Raw genomic sequence first — 15,998 nt, 5'->3', positions numbered from 1 at the left:
CTCGATCTACCTGCAAATACAAATTTCAAGGCATGCACTACCGCTTGCCGAGAATCTTCCCCAGCAGCTCCGGCCGCGGCGCGCCTTGCTGGCTCTGCAGGTTGCCCTGCTCATCCTGGTAGAAGATCGCCGGGGTCGCCTGAAGCCCCATCTCTTCCATCAGGGCCATGTTCGCCGCCAGCTTCTGCTGCACGGCATCTGGCACCTTGTCCAGCGGCTTCAGGGCACTCGCCTTGCCTGCTTTCTCGTGCTCATGCAGCGCCTTGGCCGGGTCCTTGGCTGCCAACAGTGCCGCCGACTTGCCGGGGCTGTCCTCGCGGATGATACCGACCATGATATGGCGCAACTGCACCTTGCCCGATTCCACCCACGGCCGCGCTTGTTCCCAGAACATGTTGCAGTAGGGGCAGTTGGGGTCGCTGAACAGGTACACCTTGCGTGGCGCACTGTCCTTGCCGTCGGGGATCCAGGAGGTTTTCTCCATCTTCGCCCAGATTTCCTTGCTCATCGGCGCATACACCAGCTTCTGCAGCGGCTCGGCGCTGAGGTCCTTGCCCTGTTCGTCGAACAGGCTGCCGACCAGCACGTGCTTGCCGTCGGGTGTCAGGTACAGCGCCAGGGCATTGTTCTGGTACTCGGCGGCATAGCCGCGCAGGCCGTTGGGCGCATCGAAGCTGCCCTTGATCTCGGCGCCCTTGGCTTGCAGTTGCTGGATCGCCTTGGGCAGGTCTTCGGCCTGCACCAGCGGGGCGGCCAGCAGGGCCAGGGACAGGGGCAGCAGGGCAGTCAATCGCATGTCAGTTTCCTTGTGCGGCAGAGGCGGGCGGCTTGGCCCGCTCGAAAGGTTCCAGGGCATGGCGCAGGCTGGCCCGCGACAGCTCGCCCAGGTGGCTGCCGATCAGGCGGCCGTCGGCGTCGTAGAACAGGGTGGTGGGCAGGGCCATCGAGCCTACCCGCTGGGCCAGCACGCCGGTGCCGTCGAACAGCACGTGGGTCAGGCTCAGCCCGGTGGTGGCGAGGAACGTTGTGACGTTCTCCGGCGTCTCGCCTTGGTTGACGAAGATGAAGGTCACGTGGGGGTATTCGCCTTGGGCCTGTTGCAGTACCGGCATTTCCCGGCGGCAGGGCGGGCACCAGGTGGCCCAGATATTGATCACCAGCGGCTTGCCACGGTAGCTGTGCAGGGCCACGGACTGGCCAGCAGCATTGCGCAAGCTCAGTTCGGGCAGTGCAGTGCCCTTGCTGTACAGGTGGCTGCCCAGGCTGGCCAGGCCCCAGAACAGCGCACCGCTGAACAGTGCCCAGCCCAGCGGGCGACGCAGGCCAGGCTGGCGCCAGCCCTGCCACAAGGTGGCGAGGACGATGCCGACCAGGCCCGACCAGAGCAGGAAACCGCCATCACGGATATCGATGACTTGCAGCAGGTCGTCGCGGTACATCGGCCAGTAGGCCAGCACGAACCCCAGGCGGGCGCACAGCAGGCCGATCAGGAACAGGTTGAACAACGCCGATTCCGGGCTTTCGCCGCCGCGCCGGGCGACCCACCAGCCGACCAGGCAGGCCACGCCGAGGGCGGCGAGCATCAGCAGGTGGTTGAGGGCCATGGTCAGTGGCCCAAGGGTTACCGTCAGCATCAGCCTTGGCTCCGGGTCTGGGTCCAGTGTTGCAGGAATGCGGCGGCATCTACCTCACCGGTGATGCGCCGTGCGCGGCGTTCTTCACCTTCCGGGCCGAGCCAGATGATGCTGGGGGGGCCGGGTACCTGGTAGCGCTGCAGCAGCGCGCGGCTGGCCTCGGAATCGGCAGTCACGTCCAGGCGCAGCAGGTGGACGCCCGCCAGGCTGGCTTGCACGTCAGGGCGGTTGAACACTTGCTTTTCCATGACCTTGCACGACACGCACCAGTCGGCGTAGTAGTCGACCATGACCCACTGGCCGCGAGCGTTGGCGGCATCCAGCTCGCGTTGCAGGGCTTCAGGGCTGCTGACCGTGACGAAGTGCTCGTCGGCCTTTTGCACAGTGGCGGTGGCAGTACCGCCGGCGAACGGCCGCAACGGTTGCCACAGATCGTCACCACCGGCTGCCGCGCCGACCAGCAGCAAGCCACCCCACAACGCGCCCAGCAGCGGTACCGCGCGCAGTGCCGGCAAGCGCTGCAGCGCCGGCCAGCTGGCCCAGCCCAGGGCAATCAGCCAGGCGCCGCTCAGGGCCAGCAATACAGGGGCGGCAAGCAGGCTGCGCACGGTGTACAGGGCCATGGCCAGGAACACGAAGCCAAACACACCTTTTACCCGGTTCATCCACGCCCCCGGGCGCGGCAGGTAGCGGTTGCCCAGGGTCACCAGCAACAGCAGCGGTACGCCCATGCCCAGGCCGAGGCTGAACAACACCAATGCGCCTTGGAGCACATCGCCACTCTGCGCGATGTACAGCAGTGCGCCGGCCAGTGGCGCGGTCATGCACGGGCCGAGCAGCAGGCCAGACAGTGCGCCAAGCAGCGCCGCGCCATACAGGTTGCCGCCACGGGTGCCTTGCCCGGCGCGGTCGAGGCGGTCGCGCAAGGCGGCCGGCAGTTGCAGTTCGAAGGCGCCGAACATCGGCAGGGCAAGGAGGATGAACAGGCCGGCCAGGCTGCCCAGCAGCCAGGGCTGCTGCAGCCACGCCTGCAGGCTGGCGCCCAGCAGTGCCGCGACTACGCCAAGGGCCGCGTACACCAGCGCCATGCTCAGTACATAGACCCCGGCCAGCAGCCAGCCACGCCGGGCACTGGCACCGTTGCCCAGGACCAGGCCGGCGAGAATCGGCAGCATCGGCAGCGAGCAGGGGGTGAAGGCCAGCAGCAGGCCAAGGCCGAAGAACGCCAGCAGGCTCCAGCCCAGGCTGGCGCTCTGCAAGCCGCTGGCCAGTGCTTGGTCGCTGGCTTGCTCGCCGGCCGGCGCCACGCTGCCGCCTAGGTCGATGGGGGTAGTTTGCGGCGGGTAGCACAGGCCGGCATCGGCACAGCCCTGCCAGCCCAGCCGTAGCTGGCCTTGGGCATTGGCCGGGATCAACAGTTCGAGCTGGTCGCGGTACACCGTGGTGTCACCGAAGAACTCATCGTGGTGATTCAGGCCAGCAGGCAGTTGCGGTTGCTGGTCGGCGGACAGGCCGTCGAACTTCAGGCGCTTCTGGTACAGGTAGTAACCCTGCTTGATCTGGAAGTACAGGCGCATCTGGCCGTCGGCCTGGCGGTCGTGGGTCAGCACGAACGCCTGGTTGACCGGCAGGAAGTCGGGTTTGACGTCGAACGGGTTGGCCTGCAACGGGCCGGCCAGGAGCAACGTCAGGAAGAGCAGAAGGATGCGCATGTCTTCGCCTTGGCAATACGGAATGGTGGCCATGCTGGCGGGGGTCGATTAACCCAAGGTTAACCGTTCCTGGTGAAGCTGTTGCGGCGGCGCCGCGTGTCGGTCTTCGAAACACCGCGACATATTGTCGGCTTGACTTTGCTTATGCCCATATTCTTGTTGTAAAGTTGACGCAGAAGTCAGTTTTTCCTGGCTCAAGCGACAAGGTTCTCACCCTTCCGAGTTCCCCGCATAAGAATCAGAAAAAGATGGGCAGATACTCTTCTGCCCAGAGGATCAAGCATGTCCAACCGTGATATTTCCCGGCGCGCCTTCTTGCAAGGCGGCCTGATCGCTGGTGTCGGTGTGACCATGGCGCCGCTCGGCAGCCAGGCATTCGCCGCCCTGATGGAGGAGCGCGTCACCACCTCGCCGCAAAAGTGGATGAACCACGACGGCAAGGCTCGTTTTCGCAATGACGCGCTGTCAAAGGTCTGTGGCAACAAGGTCTTTGCCCGCGACATCCGCGCCAAGGACATGCCCGGCTGGCCGACCCAGCAAGGCCATGCGCTGCTGCTCAAGGCGACCAAGGCCGACCGTATCTACGCCGGCCATGACCTCAGCCTGCTCGGCGCCGACCTGCAGCCGGACCGTATCGTCACCGCCGCCGACCTGGCGAAGGACGGCATCGCCTGGCCCGAGGCCCACTCGCCCGACCCGCTGCTGCCGCCTGGCCAGGTGCCGATGTTCATCGGCCACCCGGTGGCGATCCTGATCTGGCACGACTTCGAGCGCTTCCGCCAGGCCAAGCGCAAACTGCAGTTCAACGACAAGGCGATCAAGTACGGCGCCCAGGCTCCGCTGTACCAGCGTGACCCCTATGGCAGCTTCCGCTTCGTGCGCGTGGGCGGTGCCACGCCGTTCGACGACGATGAGTTCTCCAGCCTGAAGAACTCCATGCTGTTCCCCACCATCCTCAACCGCAAGCCGGTGTGGTCCAAAGCGCCCAACCAGCACGGTGACCTGACCGAACAGGGCCTGTTCTACGCCAAGCGCATGGGTGAACAACTGGACAATCCGCCCGAGGACTGGCTGGTGTTCGACGAACGCTACAAGACGCCGTCGATCGAGCCTGCCGCGCTGGAGCCGGACAACGGCAACGGCTGGTACGACCCTGCGACCGGCACGCTGCACTTCGTGGTCGCAACCCAGTGCCCGTTCGAAGCGGCACAGGAATGCGTGCACATGATCAAGCCGTCGCGCTTCGTCCTGAACACGCTGAACATGCACCCGGGCTATACCGTGGGCTACGGTTCGAAAGACAACAACATCTTTGTCTTCTACGCTGCCGTGGCCGCGCTGTATGGCAACGGCGTGCCGATCCGCCTGGCCAACGACCGCTACGAGCAGTTCCAGAGCGGCATCAAGCGCCATGCCTTCGACATCCGTTACCAGCTGGCCGTGGACAAGAAGGACAACAGCTTCAAGATCTTCCGTGCCGACATGAGCTGCGACGGTGGCGGGCGTATCAACTACAGCCCGTCGGTGGCCGCAGTGGGCGCCACTGCAGCGCAATCGATCTACTACATGCCGCAGAACGACCTGTCGGTGACTGCCTACTTCTCGCGCGGTGTCGAGGCGGGCTCCATGCGCGGCTACGGCACCCTGCAAAGCATGGCGGCCACCGAAATGATGGTGGATGAGATAGCCGGTCGACTGGGCGTCGATGCCATCGACCTGCGCCGCGCCAACGCGCTGAAGTCAGGCATGAAGAACACCCAGGGCGCAGTCCCGGCCGGTGCCCTGCGCCTGTACGAGATCCTCGACAAGGCTGCCGTGCACGACTGGTGGCGCAACCGCGATACGCGCAAGCAACAGATGGACGCCAAGGACCCGGACCACTGGTACGGCGTCGGCTTTGCCATCTGCCAGAAAGACTTCGGCACAGGTTCCGAAGCCCCCATGGCCAGCGTCGAGTTCACCGCCGATGGCCGTATCACGCTGCGTCACATCGGCACCGAACTGGGCACCGGCATGTCCACGTCCCAGGCCCTGGTGGTCAGTGACTTCCTGGGCCGCTCGGCTGATGAGGTCAAGACTGCGGTCACCGAATGGCCGGAGTTGCAGCTGAGCACCAGCGGCAACCCGTACCTGATCAGCCAGCCCGAGCAGGACGCTGCGCTGCGCAACCCGCGCTGGGTCGGCAAGCTGGCCTCGCCGTCGTCGGCGACCAACTCGGCGTTCTACTTCAGCCACGCCACCCGTGAAGCGGCCCGTGTGCTGTTCAACCACGGCCTGTGGCCGGCAGCCATGGCCATCTGGAGCCAGGGGCCGCATGGCGGCCAGGCCAACCCGCTGGTGGTGCGCCGCGAGAATGCGGTGTGGGTCAACGGCGAGCTGACCGGCAACGGCCTGGCGCCGATCCCGTTCGCTCAGCTGGCGCAGAAGGCCCACGAGATGGGCCTGGTCACCGGTGCCAGCGTGCACGGTTTCAACCGTTGGAGCTGGGCCGAGGCCGACTTTGTCATCGATGGCGTGCGCGAACGCTTCCCGCTCGATGCCGTGGCGGTGAAATACGGCGACGGCGCGGTGAATGCCAAGAAGGCGCAGATGAGCAGCCATGGCTACCACTTGCTCGACCGGCAGAATGCCGCGTACCCGGATACCCAGCTGAACAACGCCATGGTCACCTACTACAGCCCGGTGGCGACCATCGTCGAGGTCAAGGTCAACAAGGGCACACACGAAGTGCAGGTGCTCAACCACCACAGCTGGGTCGAGTGTGGCCGGGTGCTGGTACCGGAACTGGTCAAAGGCCAGCTCGAAGGTGGTATTGCCATGGGCATCGGTCATGCGCTGACCGAAGAAATGCCGTTGTACGAGGGCGGGCCCGGGGAGGGCGACTGGAACTTCAACCGCTACCGCCTGCCGCATGCGCGCGATGTGGCGGTGTGGAAGCAGACCAGCGAAATCCTCCCGCCGCTGTCACCGACCGACCCGTCCAAGGGCATCGCCGAAGTGGTGATGATCCCGGTCGTCGGTGCCATCGGCAACGCCGTGGCGCATGCCATTGGCAAGCGCGTGCGCGATCTCCCTATCACCCCAGCCCGTATCAAGGAGGCCCTCAATGGCTAACCGTCCACTGCAACTGACCCTCAACGGTCAACCGGTCGGCCCGGTCGAGGTCCCTGATGACCTGGCGATGATCGACTACCTGCACGAACACCAGAACCTCACAGGTTCCCGCCTGGGCTGCGGCCAGGGCATCTGCCACGCCTGTGTGGTGATCGTCGACAACCCCGACGGCACCAGCGAGGAAGTGCGTACCTGCATCACCGGTGCACATTATTTCGAAGGCAAGAAGGTCCGTACCATCGAAGGCCATGCCAAGCAGGACGAGGCCGGCAACCTGACGCTGAACCCTATCCAGCAGAAGTTTGTCGACCTGTTCGCCTTCCAGTGCAGCTATTGCGCACCAGGCTTCGTCAACGCCGCCACGGTGCTGGTGGAAACCGCCCAGCGCCAGCCGTTGAAAAAGAGCGAAGTGCAAGACCGCATCGAGGCCAGCCTCGGCCACCACATCTGCCGCTGCACCGGGTACGTGCGTTACTACGACGCCACCCGCACGGTGCTCAATGACCTCGGCCTGGTCAAGGAGGGTTGAGCATGGGCTTCATTCGCAGCACTCTCGCGCTGGCCCTGGGCCTTGCGGTCGTCTCGCTTGCCCAGGCGGCCGACGAGGCGCAGGTCAAGCGCGGTGAATACCTGGCCCGTGCGGCCGACTGCATGGCCTGCCACACGGCCGAAGGCGGCGCACCGTTTGCCGGTGGCCTGCCGATCCATTCGCCGTTCGGCACCATCTATGGCAGCAACATCACTCCGGACAAGCAGTACGGCATCGGCAACTACACGGCCGACGAGTTCTTCGCTGCCGTGACCGAGGGCAAACGCAAGGATGGCGCCAACCTCTACCCGGCCATGCCCTACACCTCGTATCACCTGATCAAGCGGGAAGACTCGGACGCGATCCTGGCCTACCTGATGACCATCCCGCCGATCAACCGCCCGGCGCCGGAAACCAAGCTGAGCTTCCCGTTCAACGTGCGTCTGGGCCTGACGGGGTGGAACATGCTCTATGGCAAGAGCGTGCAACTGCAGCCAACCGAAGGCAACAGCCCGGCCTGGCAGCGCGGGCAGTACATGGTCGAGGTCATGGGCCACTGCGGCGAGTGCCATACCCCGCGCAACCCGATCGGTGCACTGCAACAGGACAAGCGCCTGACCGGCGGCCTGTTGGCTGGCTACCTGGCGCCGAGCCTGCTGGCCCAGGACCTGGCCGAGCGCGGCTGGACCCAGCCGGACCTGACCACTTTCCTCAAGCATGGCATCAGCGCCCAGGGTAGCATGTTCAACGAGATGTTCCCGGTGGTGCACCACAGCACCCAGCATCTTGAAGACGCCGACCTGGCCGCCATGGCCACCTACCTGCTCGGAGACCAGCCGCCGAAGGCCAAGGTGATCGAGGCAGTGCCACTGGAGCAGCTCACCGACAGCGCTAAACGGGGGCGTCAGCAGTACCTGAACGTCTGTGCCGGCTGCCACGGTGTGGACGGTGAGGGCAAACCGCATATCGCCGTGGCCATGCAGGGCAACACCGTGTTGCGCCAGAGCGACTCACGCAACCTCGCGAAGGCGATCCTTGAGGGCATCCGTGAACAGCAGTTCACCGGCTTCGAGCGCATGCAGCCGATGCCGGGCTTTGCTGACAAGCTCGACGACCAGCACGTGACGGACATGGTCAACTACCTGCGCCAGGCCTGGGGTGGATTGCCCGGCGACCTGACCGTACAGCAGCTCGCCGAGCTGAAGGCGGAGTAAACCGTGCAGCATCTCGATCTCCAGGTGATCAGCCAGGCGCTGCAGTGGTCGTGCGATGGCCAGCGGGTGTGGTTGTGCACGGTGCTCGCCACCTACGGCTCGGCGCCTCGTGCGCCGGGCTCGCTGCTGGCGGTCAACGCCAGCGGCCAGTGGCTGGGCTCGCTGTCGGGCGGCTGCGTCGAAGATGACTTCCTCGAGCGGGTAGGGCGGGGCGAGTTTCCCGAACCGATTGCCATCGTGCGCTATGGCGATGGCAGCGACACGCGTTCGAGCATTCGCCTGCCTTGCGGCGGCGTGCTCGAAGTACTGGTGGAAAACCTGCCGGCCGACTGCGAAGTGCAGGCCCACTTGCGTGAGCTGGAAGGCGCGTTGCGCGGCCAGCGTCGGCTGCTGCGCGAAGTGAGTGTGCCGCAAGGCGAGCGCCATCTCAGCGACGACCACAGCCAGGGGCCGCGGGTGGAGCGCGAAAGCGGCCGCGTGCGTTTGCGCGTCGGCGCCGCCCAGCGCCTGCTGTTGGCTGGTTACTCCAGCGTTGCGCATTATTGTGCCGAGTTCGGTAAAGGCATGGGTTTCGAGGTCATCCTTTGCGACCCGCGTGAGGAGGTGCTCGAAGGCGTGATGCTGGAGGGTATCGAGGTGCGCCGTGAGCTGCCGTCGGAGTTCATCGCCCATGGTGGTTGCCATGCCGATACGGCAGTGGTTGCATTGACCCATGATCCGAAAATCGATGACCTGGCCATGCTTGAAGCGGTACGTACCGAGGCGTTCTACATCGGCGTGATGGGCTCGAAGGCCACTTCCGACAAGCGTCGCGAACGCTTGCACCGTATTGGCGGCTTGGGCTCTGACGAGCTGGCGCGGATCCACGCGCCGATCGGCCTCAACCTGGGCAGCAAGACCCCGGCCGAAATCGCCCTGGCGGTGCTCGCCGATATCCTGCGCCTGCGCAACGGCATCGGGCGGGCAGCCCTGTGAGTGTGGTGGCGCTGGTGTTGGCAGCCGGCAGCAGTACGCGTTTTGGCGCGGACAAGCGGCGAGCGCTGATGGCCGATGGTCGTAGTTTGCTGGTGCATAGCGTCGAGCGGGCCTGCACGGTGTTCGATGACGTGCGGGTGGTATTGCGTGATGGCGAGCGTGGCGAAGAACTGGGGTTGCCATCGGCGTGCCGGGTCATCTGCAACGCGGATTTCAGGCTAGGGATGGGCCATAGCCTGGCGGCTGGCGCCGCTTCGCTGGTCGACAGCCAGGCGCAGGCGGTGGCGATTCTGCTGGGGGACATGCCCTGGTTGGAGCCCGCGACCCTCGGCTTGCTTGCACGTGAGGCCAGTGGGTCTTCGATAGTCCTGCCTTGTCACGCTGGGCAGCAGGGCCATCCGGTGGTGTTCGGGCGTGATTTCTGGCCAGCGCTTGCGCGGCTGACGGGCGATGAGGGTGCGCGTTCGGTGGTGAGAGCCCATCCGGACAGTTGCGTCAGGCTGGCAGTCGAGGATGCGGGTGTGCTGCGCGATGTCGATACGCCTGATGCACTGCGCCAATAAGTTTGACTATCACGTTCTACTCATTTTCCTCGCCGTCGAGTTCATAAGGTTCCAGTTCGCCAACCGGTAAAGCAGGATCTGGAATGGCTTGTCTCCCTTTTGACCGAGCGCCGCCCACGTGGCGCTTGATCTCATAGGCACTGCAAGGCTTTCGGCGAACCCCAACCCCCACAAAAAGGTCCATAATCCCCCCTTAATCCCCCCATAGTGCAATGCCAGCCACATCACTCCGGGAGCTTCACCATGCACGTTCTGCTCTGCGAGGACGACGACCTGATCGCCAGCGGCATCTGCGCCGGCCTCACCGCCCAGGGCCTGACCGTGGACCGCGTGGCCAATGCCGCCAGTGCCCGGGCCTTGCTGCAGGCGGCACAGTTCGATGTGATGATCCTCGACCTCGGCCTGCCTGACGAAGATGGCCTTAAACTGCTGCGCCGCCTGCGCCAGCAAGGTGTAGACCTGCCCGTACTGGTACTCACTGCGCGCGACGCGGTCACCGACCGCGTCGACGGCCTGCAGGCCGGTGCCGATGACTACCTGCTCAAGCCCTTCGACCTGCGCGAACTGGCCGCACGCCTGCATACCCTGCTGCGTCGGGTGGCGGGGCGTGCGGTCAACGTGATCGAACATGGCCCGCTGCGTTATGACCCGAGCAGCTGCGAAGCATCCCTGGCCGGCCAGCCGGTCGACCTTTCGCGGCGCGAGCAAGCGTTACTGCAGGCATTGCTGCAGAACCCCGGCCGAGTGCTGTCCAGCGAGCAACTCAAGGACTGCGTATACGGCTTCAGCGATGAAGTCGAGAGCAACGCGCTGAACGTGCATATCCATCACCTGCGGCGCAAGCTCGGCAACAGCATCGTCGAGACCGTGCGTGGCCTGGGTTACCGGCTGGGGCCTGCGCAGGCGCCGGAAGAGGCTGCCTCATGAGCCTGCGGGTACGCCTGAGCCTGATCCTCGGCACCGCCTTCATCATCATCTGGGCACTGGCAGCGGCGTGGATGCTGCGCGACCTGCGCCAGCAGATGATGTTCTCCCTCGACCAGCGCCTGGTGGCCTCTGCGCGCATGGTCGCTGGGCTGATCGACCAACTGCCGCAACCGCTGGCGGCCAAGGGCGAGGATGCGCATTTTTCCGCCGACCAGTTGAGCGTGCCCGATGGCATGGCCTGCCAGGTGAGTTCCCTGCGCGGCGAGATCCTCGCCAGCAACCACAAGCATGACGGCGCCATGGACGACCAGCGTAGCGGCTTCCGCGACCAGACCATCGATGGCGCTTTGTGGCGTACTTTTACCTACAACCACGGTGACGTGCGCATCACCACCGCCGACCGGCACATGGAGCGTGAGGCGCTGAACCAGTCGATTCTGCTGGCCGCCTCGGCACCGGTGCTGATGGCCTTGCTCGGCAGCCTCGGGTTGCTGTGGATCGGCCTGGGCAAAGGCCTGGAGCCGCTCAACCGCATGCGTGATGCCCTGCGCCGAAGGCGCGCCGACAGTGTCGAGCCGTTGCAGGTGGCTGGCCTGCCCAGCGAACTGCAACCCTTGCTCGACACCCAGAACCAGCTGTTTTTGCGCATCGCCCAGACCATCGAGCGCGAAAGGCGCCTGACCGACGATGCCGCCCACGAACTGCGCAGCCCGTTGACAGCGATCAAGACCCACTTGCAGGTGGCGCGCATGACCGACGGCGCGGTGCGTGAACAGGCCCTGGAACATGCCGAGCAGGGCGCCGACCGCATGCACCGGACCCTGGAGCAACTGCTGATGCTGGCGCGGGTCGAGGGCAGCCTGTCGTTCGAGGATGGTGTGCAGTGCAGCGCAGAGCAGGTCGCCCGCCAGGCGGTACAAGATGCTGGCGGCGGTGACAACCGGCGCATCGTCTTGCGCCTGCCGCAGGAGGCCACGCAGATCTACCTGGGCATGCCCGCGCCGCTTGCGGTGGCGGCCTTGCGCAACCTGCTGGACAACGCCCTGCGCCACGGTGGTGATACCGAGGTGGAGTTGGAGGTGCAGATGGCCGATGGGCAGGTGGGGTTCATGGTCCGTGACCATGGGCCGGGCATTGCCGATGACGACCTGCAGCACCTGACCGAGCGTTTCTGGCGCAATGGCCAGAGCGGTGGGTGTGGGTTGGGGCTGGCGATTGTTCAGGCGATCGTGCAGCGATGTGCCGGTAGCCTCAAGTTCGACAGCCGCAATGATGGGTTGCGAGTGCTGCTGCAGGTGCCGGCGCGTTCCGCTAACTGATCTTAACTGCCAGCACCGGCCTCTTCGCGGGAAAACCCGCTCCCACAGGTACTGCACAGGGCTGGAAGTCCATGCAACATCTGTGGGAGCGGGTTTACCCGCGAAAGGGCCGGTACAGGTACAGCAAAATCCCGCAACAACCGCTAAATCCTCCCCGCACTCAAGCGTTTTCCAAGCGATAACTGCCCATTCGCTTGCTCGCGAGGATTTACCCATGTCCACCGCTACTAGCCTTGCCCAGGTCCTGCCGGCCGGCGCGCCGCACCCTCTGTACGAATTCAGCGAATCTGCGCTGCTGCAACGCCAGCAGCAACAGGAGTCCAATGCCCGCAGCTACCCCCGGCGCATCCCGCTGGCGCTCAAACGCGCACGTGGCATCTATGTAGAAGACGTTGAAGGCCGCCAATTCATCGATTGCCTGGCCGGCGCTGGTACCTTGGCCCTGGGCCACAACCACCCGGTGGTGATCGAAGCAATCCAGCGCGTATTGGCCGACGAACTGCCGCTGCATACCCTGGACCTGACCACGCCGGTCAAGGACCGCTTCGTCCAGGACCTGTTCGGCATCCTGCCCGAAGCCCTGCGCCGCGAAGCCAAGGTGCAGTTTTGCGGGCCAACCGGCACCGATGCAGTGGAGGCAGCGCTTAAGCTGGTGCGCGGTGCCACCGGGCGCAGTACCGTGCTGGCCTTCCAGGGCGCCTACCATGGCATGAGCCAAGGTGCGCTGAGCCTGATGGGCAGCCACGGCCCCAAGCAGCCGCTGGGTGCGCTGCTGAGCAATGGCGTGCAGTTCATGCCGTACCCCTATGACTACCGCTGCCCGTTCGGCCTTGGTGGCGAAGCCGGGGTCAAGGCCAACCTGCATTACCTGGAAAACCTGCTGCTGGACCCGGAAAGCGGCGTGCCGCTGCCGGCGGCGGTGATTCTTGAAGTGGTGCAGGGTGAGGGCGGCGTAATTCCGGCCGACATCGAGTGGCTCAAAGGCGTGCGGCGTATCACCGAGCAGGCCGGTGTGGCGCTGATCGTCGACGAGATCCAGAGCGGCTTTGCCCGCACCGGGCGGATGTTTGCCTTCGAGCATGCTGGCATCGTGCCGGATGTGGTCACCTTGTCCAAGGCCATTGGCGGCAGCCTGCCACTGGCGGTGGTGGTGTACCGCGACTGGCTGGATACCTGGAAGCCAGGCGCCCACGCCGGCACCTTCCGCGGTAATCAGATGGCCATGGCCGCCGGTTCGGCGGTAATCGATTACCTGGTCGAGCATCGCCTGGCCGAACATGCCGAGGCCATGGGCCAGCGTTTGCGCGAGCACCTGCAGCGGCTGCAGCGGGATTACCCACAACTGGGCGATATCCGTGGCCGTGGCTTGATGCTTGGGGTGGAACTGGTCGACCCGCAGGGGCAACCCGATGCATTGGGCCACCCGCCCGCCAATCGGGTGCTGGCACCGAAAGTGCAGCGCGAATGCCTCAAGCGTGGCCTGATTCTCGAATTGGGTGGGCGCCATGGCGCCGTGGTGCGCTTCCTGCCGCCGCTGATCATCAGCGCACAGCAGGTGGACGAAGTGGCGCAGCGCTTTGCCGAAGCGCTGGCTGCGGCCGTTTGATTCCGGGAGGGCCGCGCTGCGGCCCTTTCGTTCGGCCTGCTCAGTCGCAGGTTTCACCCAGGCGCCAATACCCCATCGTCATCAGGCTTTCACGCGCCAGCCCGCGCTGTTTGGTCAGGTAACGGCGAATATCCAGCACCGTCGCAGACTCCCCGGCCACCCAGGCGTAGAACGCGCTTTCCGGTGGCAGGCTGGCCAGTTCGCGCATGGCGTGCTGCATGGCCTGGCCATGGTCGCAGCGCAGCAGCTCCCGGGGCAGCCAGTGCAGGCGAGTGTTGGCGCTGTGGCGCAGGGGCAGGCAATCAGCTTCCTGAGGGACTTCGATGAAGGCTTCCACGGCCAGTTCGGGCTGTTCCTCGGCCAGCGCTTCGAGAATACCGGCAATGGCGGGCAATGCCGTTTCGTCGCCGATCAGCAGCACATGGCGGGTACCTTGTGGCGGCTTCCACTCATAGCCGCCGGGGTCGCCGGCGTGGGCCAGGTTCGGTGCCACCATCAGCAGCCGGTCGCCCTCCTGGGCATGGGTTGCCCAGGCCGAGGCCGGCCCATTGACCCCGTGAAGTACAAAGTCCACGTCGACTTCCAACGCACCCGGGCGCAATGCGCGGATGGTGTAGGTGCGCATGGGCGGGCGCTGTTCGGCGGGCAGTGCGCTAAGCGCAGTCTTCCAGTGGACGTCGTGGGGCAGGGTTGGCAATGAACCGTCTGGTGCAGGAAACAGCAGTTTTACGCGCTGGTCCGGCGCCAAGGTGTGCATGAAGTCGACATCCGGGCCGGTGAACACCAAGCGAGCGAACGATGGGCTGAGGCGGATGCGCCGAGCCAGAACCAGTTCGAACGCGCGGTAGGCGCGGGCGCCTGGCGATTGGCCCTGAACCAGGCGGCGCAGGCCTTGTTGCCAAGCCTTGAGCATGCTGGCGGAGCGGGTCATGGGGAAATCCTCTTGCAAGCGGCTTTCCTTATGAACGAGCTGCCAGTGTGGCGAATTAACCCTGATCCGTGTTCGCGAGCTGCCAGCCACCCCCCAACGCTTTGTAAAGCGCCACGCTGCCCTGCAGGCGAGCCAGGCGCAACTGGGCCTGCTGGTCCTGGGCGAGATAGAGCGTGCGCTGGGTTTCGAGCACGCTGAGCAGGGTTTCGGCGCCGGCTGCGTAGCGCCGTTGGGCCAGGTCGAAGGCCAGGCGCGCCTGTTCGACCTCCTGATCCTGCCATTGGCGCTGCTGTTCGACGCCGTGGATGGCATTCAGGGCCTTCTCGACGTCGGCGAAGCCGGCCAGGATGCTGCTGCGGTAGCTTTCCAGCAACTCGTCCTGCTCGGCTTCGGCCAACTTCTGTGCCGCTCGCAGCCGGCCATTATTGAATATCGGTGCGACCAGGCCGGAGGTCAGGGTGTAGTAGGAGCTGTCGAACACCTCGGCGAAGGTGCGTGCGCCGGTGCCGATGTTGGCACCCAAGGTCACTTTGGGCAGCAGGGCGGCCCTGGCCACCAGGACATTGGCGTTGGCGGCGGCCAGGCGTGATTCGGCGGCGGCGATGTCTGGGCGACGGGTCAGCAGCTCGCTGGGTATGCCGCTGCCAATCTGCGGCCAATTTACAGCCTGCAGGGCTTCGCTTGTGGTGGGCAGGGCCTGGACTGGGTCGCCAAGCAGTGTGGCCAGGGTCACGCGGTTGTCTTGCCACTGCTGTTCGAGCAGCGGCACTTGCCGCTGCTGGGCGGCCACCAGGCTGCGTTGCTGGGCCAGCTCCAGGCGTGTCGCGGAACCTGCGCGCCGACGAGTTTCGACCAGGGCCAGGACATCACGGGCGTTACGCAGGTTGAGGCGTGCGATGCGCAGTTGTTCTTCCAGGGCCAGGCCCTGCAGGTAACTGTTGGCCACGCTGCTGACCAGGGTCAATTCGACGGTCTGGCGATCGAAGCGGCTGGCGTCGAGGCTGTGCAGGGCGCTTGCACGGGCAGCGCGCAGGCCACCCCAGAAGTCGATCTCGTAGCGGGCGACCAGCTGCATGCCGAACGACGTGCTGGTCGGTTCGTACTTGCTGACATCGAGCTGGTCATAACCCTCGCCATGCAGCAGGCGCTGGCGGCTGCCGTCGAGTTCAAACCTGAGCTCCGGCAGCAGTGGCGCGCCGGCGATCACTGCCCGTGCCTGGGCCTGGCGCACGCGCGCCGTGGCGGCGGCGAGGTCGTGGGCATTGTTCCGGGCACGTTCGACCAGGCGGTCCAGTTCGGCGCTGTCGAAGGCCAGCCACCACTGGGTTGAAGGCCAGCTGGCAGTGGCCTGGGCGGCTGCGCCTTGCCAGGCTGTAGGGGCCGTGATGCCGCTGGGTGGCGCCGACGGCAGGCTGCAGGCGGCGAGGCCCAGGCACAGGGACAACAGGCTGATGCGGCTTGGCAGGGTCATGGG

At 65.4% G+C, this 15,998-nt stretch carries 13 protein-coding genes; 8 read left to right on the top strand and 5 right to left on the bottom strand.

All coding sequences use genetic code 11. From position 1 onward, the window contains the following. Positions 1–37 precede the first annotated feature (37 nt). From dsbG to dsbD, 3 genes are read right to left on the bottom strand one after another with little or no spacing between them, the layout of a single operon-like run. A complete protein-coding gene (dsbG, locus tag APH27_RS19245) occupies positions 38–796 on the bottom strand; it encodes a thiol:disulfide interchange protein DsbG (RefSeq protein WP_027921291.1) in 759 nt (252 codons plus the stop codon). A 1-nt stretch (position 797) separates the two neighbouring features. Further along, positions 798–1,634 carry a TlpA family protein disulfide reductase gene (locus APH27_RS19240; protein WP_060485654.1) on the bottom strand — a complete coding sequence of 279 codons (837 nt, stop codon included), beginning with the start codon at positions 1,632–1,634 and terminating at the stop codon, positions 798–800. After that, positions 1,634–3,346, bottom strand: a complete 1,713-nt coding sequence (dsbD, locus tag APH27_RS19235; RefSeq protein ID WP_060485656.1) for a protein-disulfide reductase DsbD — start codon at positions 3,344–3,346, stop codon at positions 1,634–1,636. The genes APH27_RS19240 and dsbD overlap by 1 nt, the downstream gene beginning before the upstream one ends. A 282-nt stretch (positions 3,347–3,628) precedes the next feature. Here dsbD and APH27_RS19230 point away from each other — a divergent pair, with 282 nt between their 5' ends. The 8 genes from APH27_RS19230 (at position 3,629) to APH27_RS19190 (ending at position 13,593) form a co-directional block, all read left to right on the top strand. After that, on the top strand, positions 3,629–6,460 hold the full coding sequence (locus APH27_RS19230; RefSeq protein WP_060485653.1) for a xanthine dehydrogenase family protein molybdopterin-binding subunit: 2,832 nt from the start codon (positions 3,629–3,631) through the stop codon (positions 6,458–6,460). Further along, on the top strand, positions 6,453–6,989 hold the full coding sequence (locus tag APH27_RS19225; RefSeq protein WP_060485652.1) for a (2Fe-2S)-binding protein: 537 nt from the start codon (positions 6,453–6,455) through the stop codon (positions 6,987–6,989). The genes APH27_RS19230 and APH27_RS19225 overlap by 8 nt, the downstream gene beginning before the upstream one ends. Before the next feature lie 2 nt (positions 6,990–6,991). Continuing rightward, positions 6,992–8,203, top strand: a complete 1,212-nt coding sequence (locus APH27_RS19220; RefSeq protein ID WP_060485651.1) for a cytochrome c — start codon at positions 6,992–6,994, stop codon at positions 8,201–8,203. Between the two features lie 3 nt (positions 8,204–8,206). Beyond that, positions 8,207–9,178 (top strand): XdhC family protein, encoded by a 972-nt coding sequence (locus APH27_RS19215; protein ID WP_060485650.1) that lies wholly within the window; start codon positions 8,207–8,209, stop codon positions 9,176–9,178. Then, the gene (locus APH27_RS19210; protein ID WP_060485649.1) at positions 9,175–9,741 is read left to right on the top strand and encodes an NTP transferase domain-containing protein; all 567 of its coding nucleotides are present in this window, start codon (positions 9,175–9,177) and stop codon (positions 9,739–9,741) included. The genes APH27_RS19215 and APH27_RS19210 overlap by 4 nt, the downstream gene beginning before the upstream one ends. 243 nt (positions 9,742–9,984) lie before the next feature. Then, positions 9,985–10,668 carry a response regulator transcription factor gene (locus APH27_RS19200; RefSeq protein WP_027921299.1) on the top strand — a complete coding sequence of 228 codons (684 nt, stop codon included), beginning with the start codon at positions 9,985–9,987 and terminating at the stop codon, positions 10,666–10,668. Then, positions 10,665–11,987, top strand: a complete 1,323-nt coding sequence (locus APH27_RS19195; RefSeq protein WP_027921300.1) for an ATP-binding protein — start codon at positions 10,665–10,667, stop codon at positions 11,985–11,987. Before APH27_RS19200 ends, APH27_RS19195 begins: the two co-directional genes overlap by 4 nt. Before the next feature lie 214 nt (positions 11,988–12,201). Beyond that, complete coding sequence (locus APH27_RS19190; protein ID WP_060485647.1) at positions 12,202–13,593, top strand: aspartate aminotransferase family protein; 1,392 nt, start codon at positions 12,202–12,204, stop codon at positions 13,591–13,593. A gap of 40 nt (positions 13,594–13,633) precedes the next feature. On the opposite strand, the gene APH27_RS19185 is transcribed toward APH27_RS19190, so the two are convergent. Both APH27_RS19185 and APH27_RS19180 read right to left on the bottom strand, forming a co-directional pair. Then, positions 13,634–14,524 carry a siderophore-interacting protein gene (locus APH27_RS19185; RefSeq protein ID WP_060485646.1) on the bottom strand — a complete coding sequence of 297 codons (891 nt, stop codon included), beginning with the start codon at positions 14,522–14,524 and terminating at the stop codon, positions 13,634–13,636. A 55-nt stretch (positions 14,525–14,579) separates the two neighbouring features. Further along, the gene (locus APH27_RS19180; RefSeq protein ID WP_060485645.1) at positions 14,580–15,995 is read right to left on the bottom strand and encodes an efflux transporter outer membrane subunit; all 1,416 of its coding nucleotides are present in this window, start codon (positions 15,993–15,995) and stop codon (positions 14,580–14,582) included. Positions 15,996–15,998 lie beyond the last annotated feature (3 nt).

This window comes from Pseudomonas sp. NBRC 111123 (assembly GCF_001320205.1).
Taxonomy (GTDB): Bacteria; Pseudomonadota; Gammaproteobacteria; order Pseudomonadales; family Pseudomonadaceae; genus Aquipseudomonas; species Aquipseudomonas putida_J.
The sequence above is the reverse complement of the archived record's forward strand: the minus strand, read 5'-3'. Positions and strand labels throughout refer to the sequence as shown.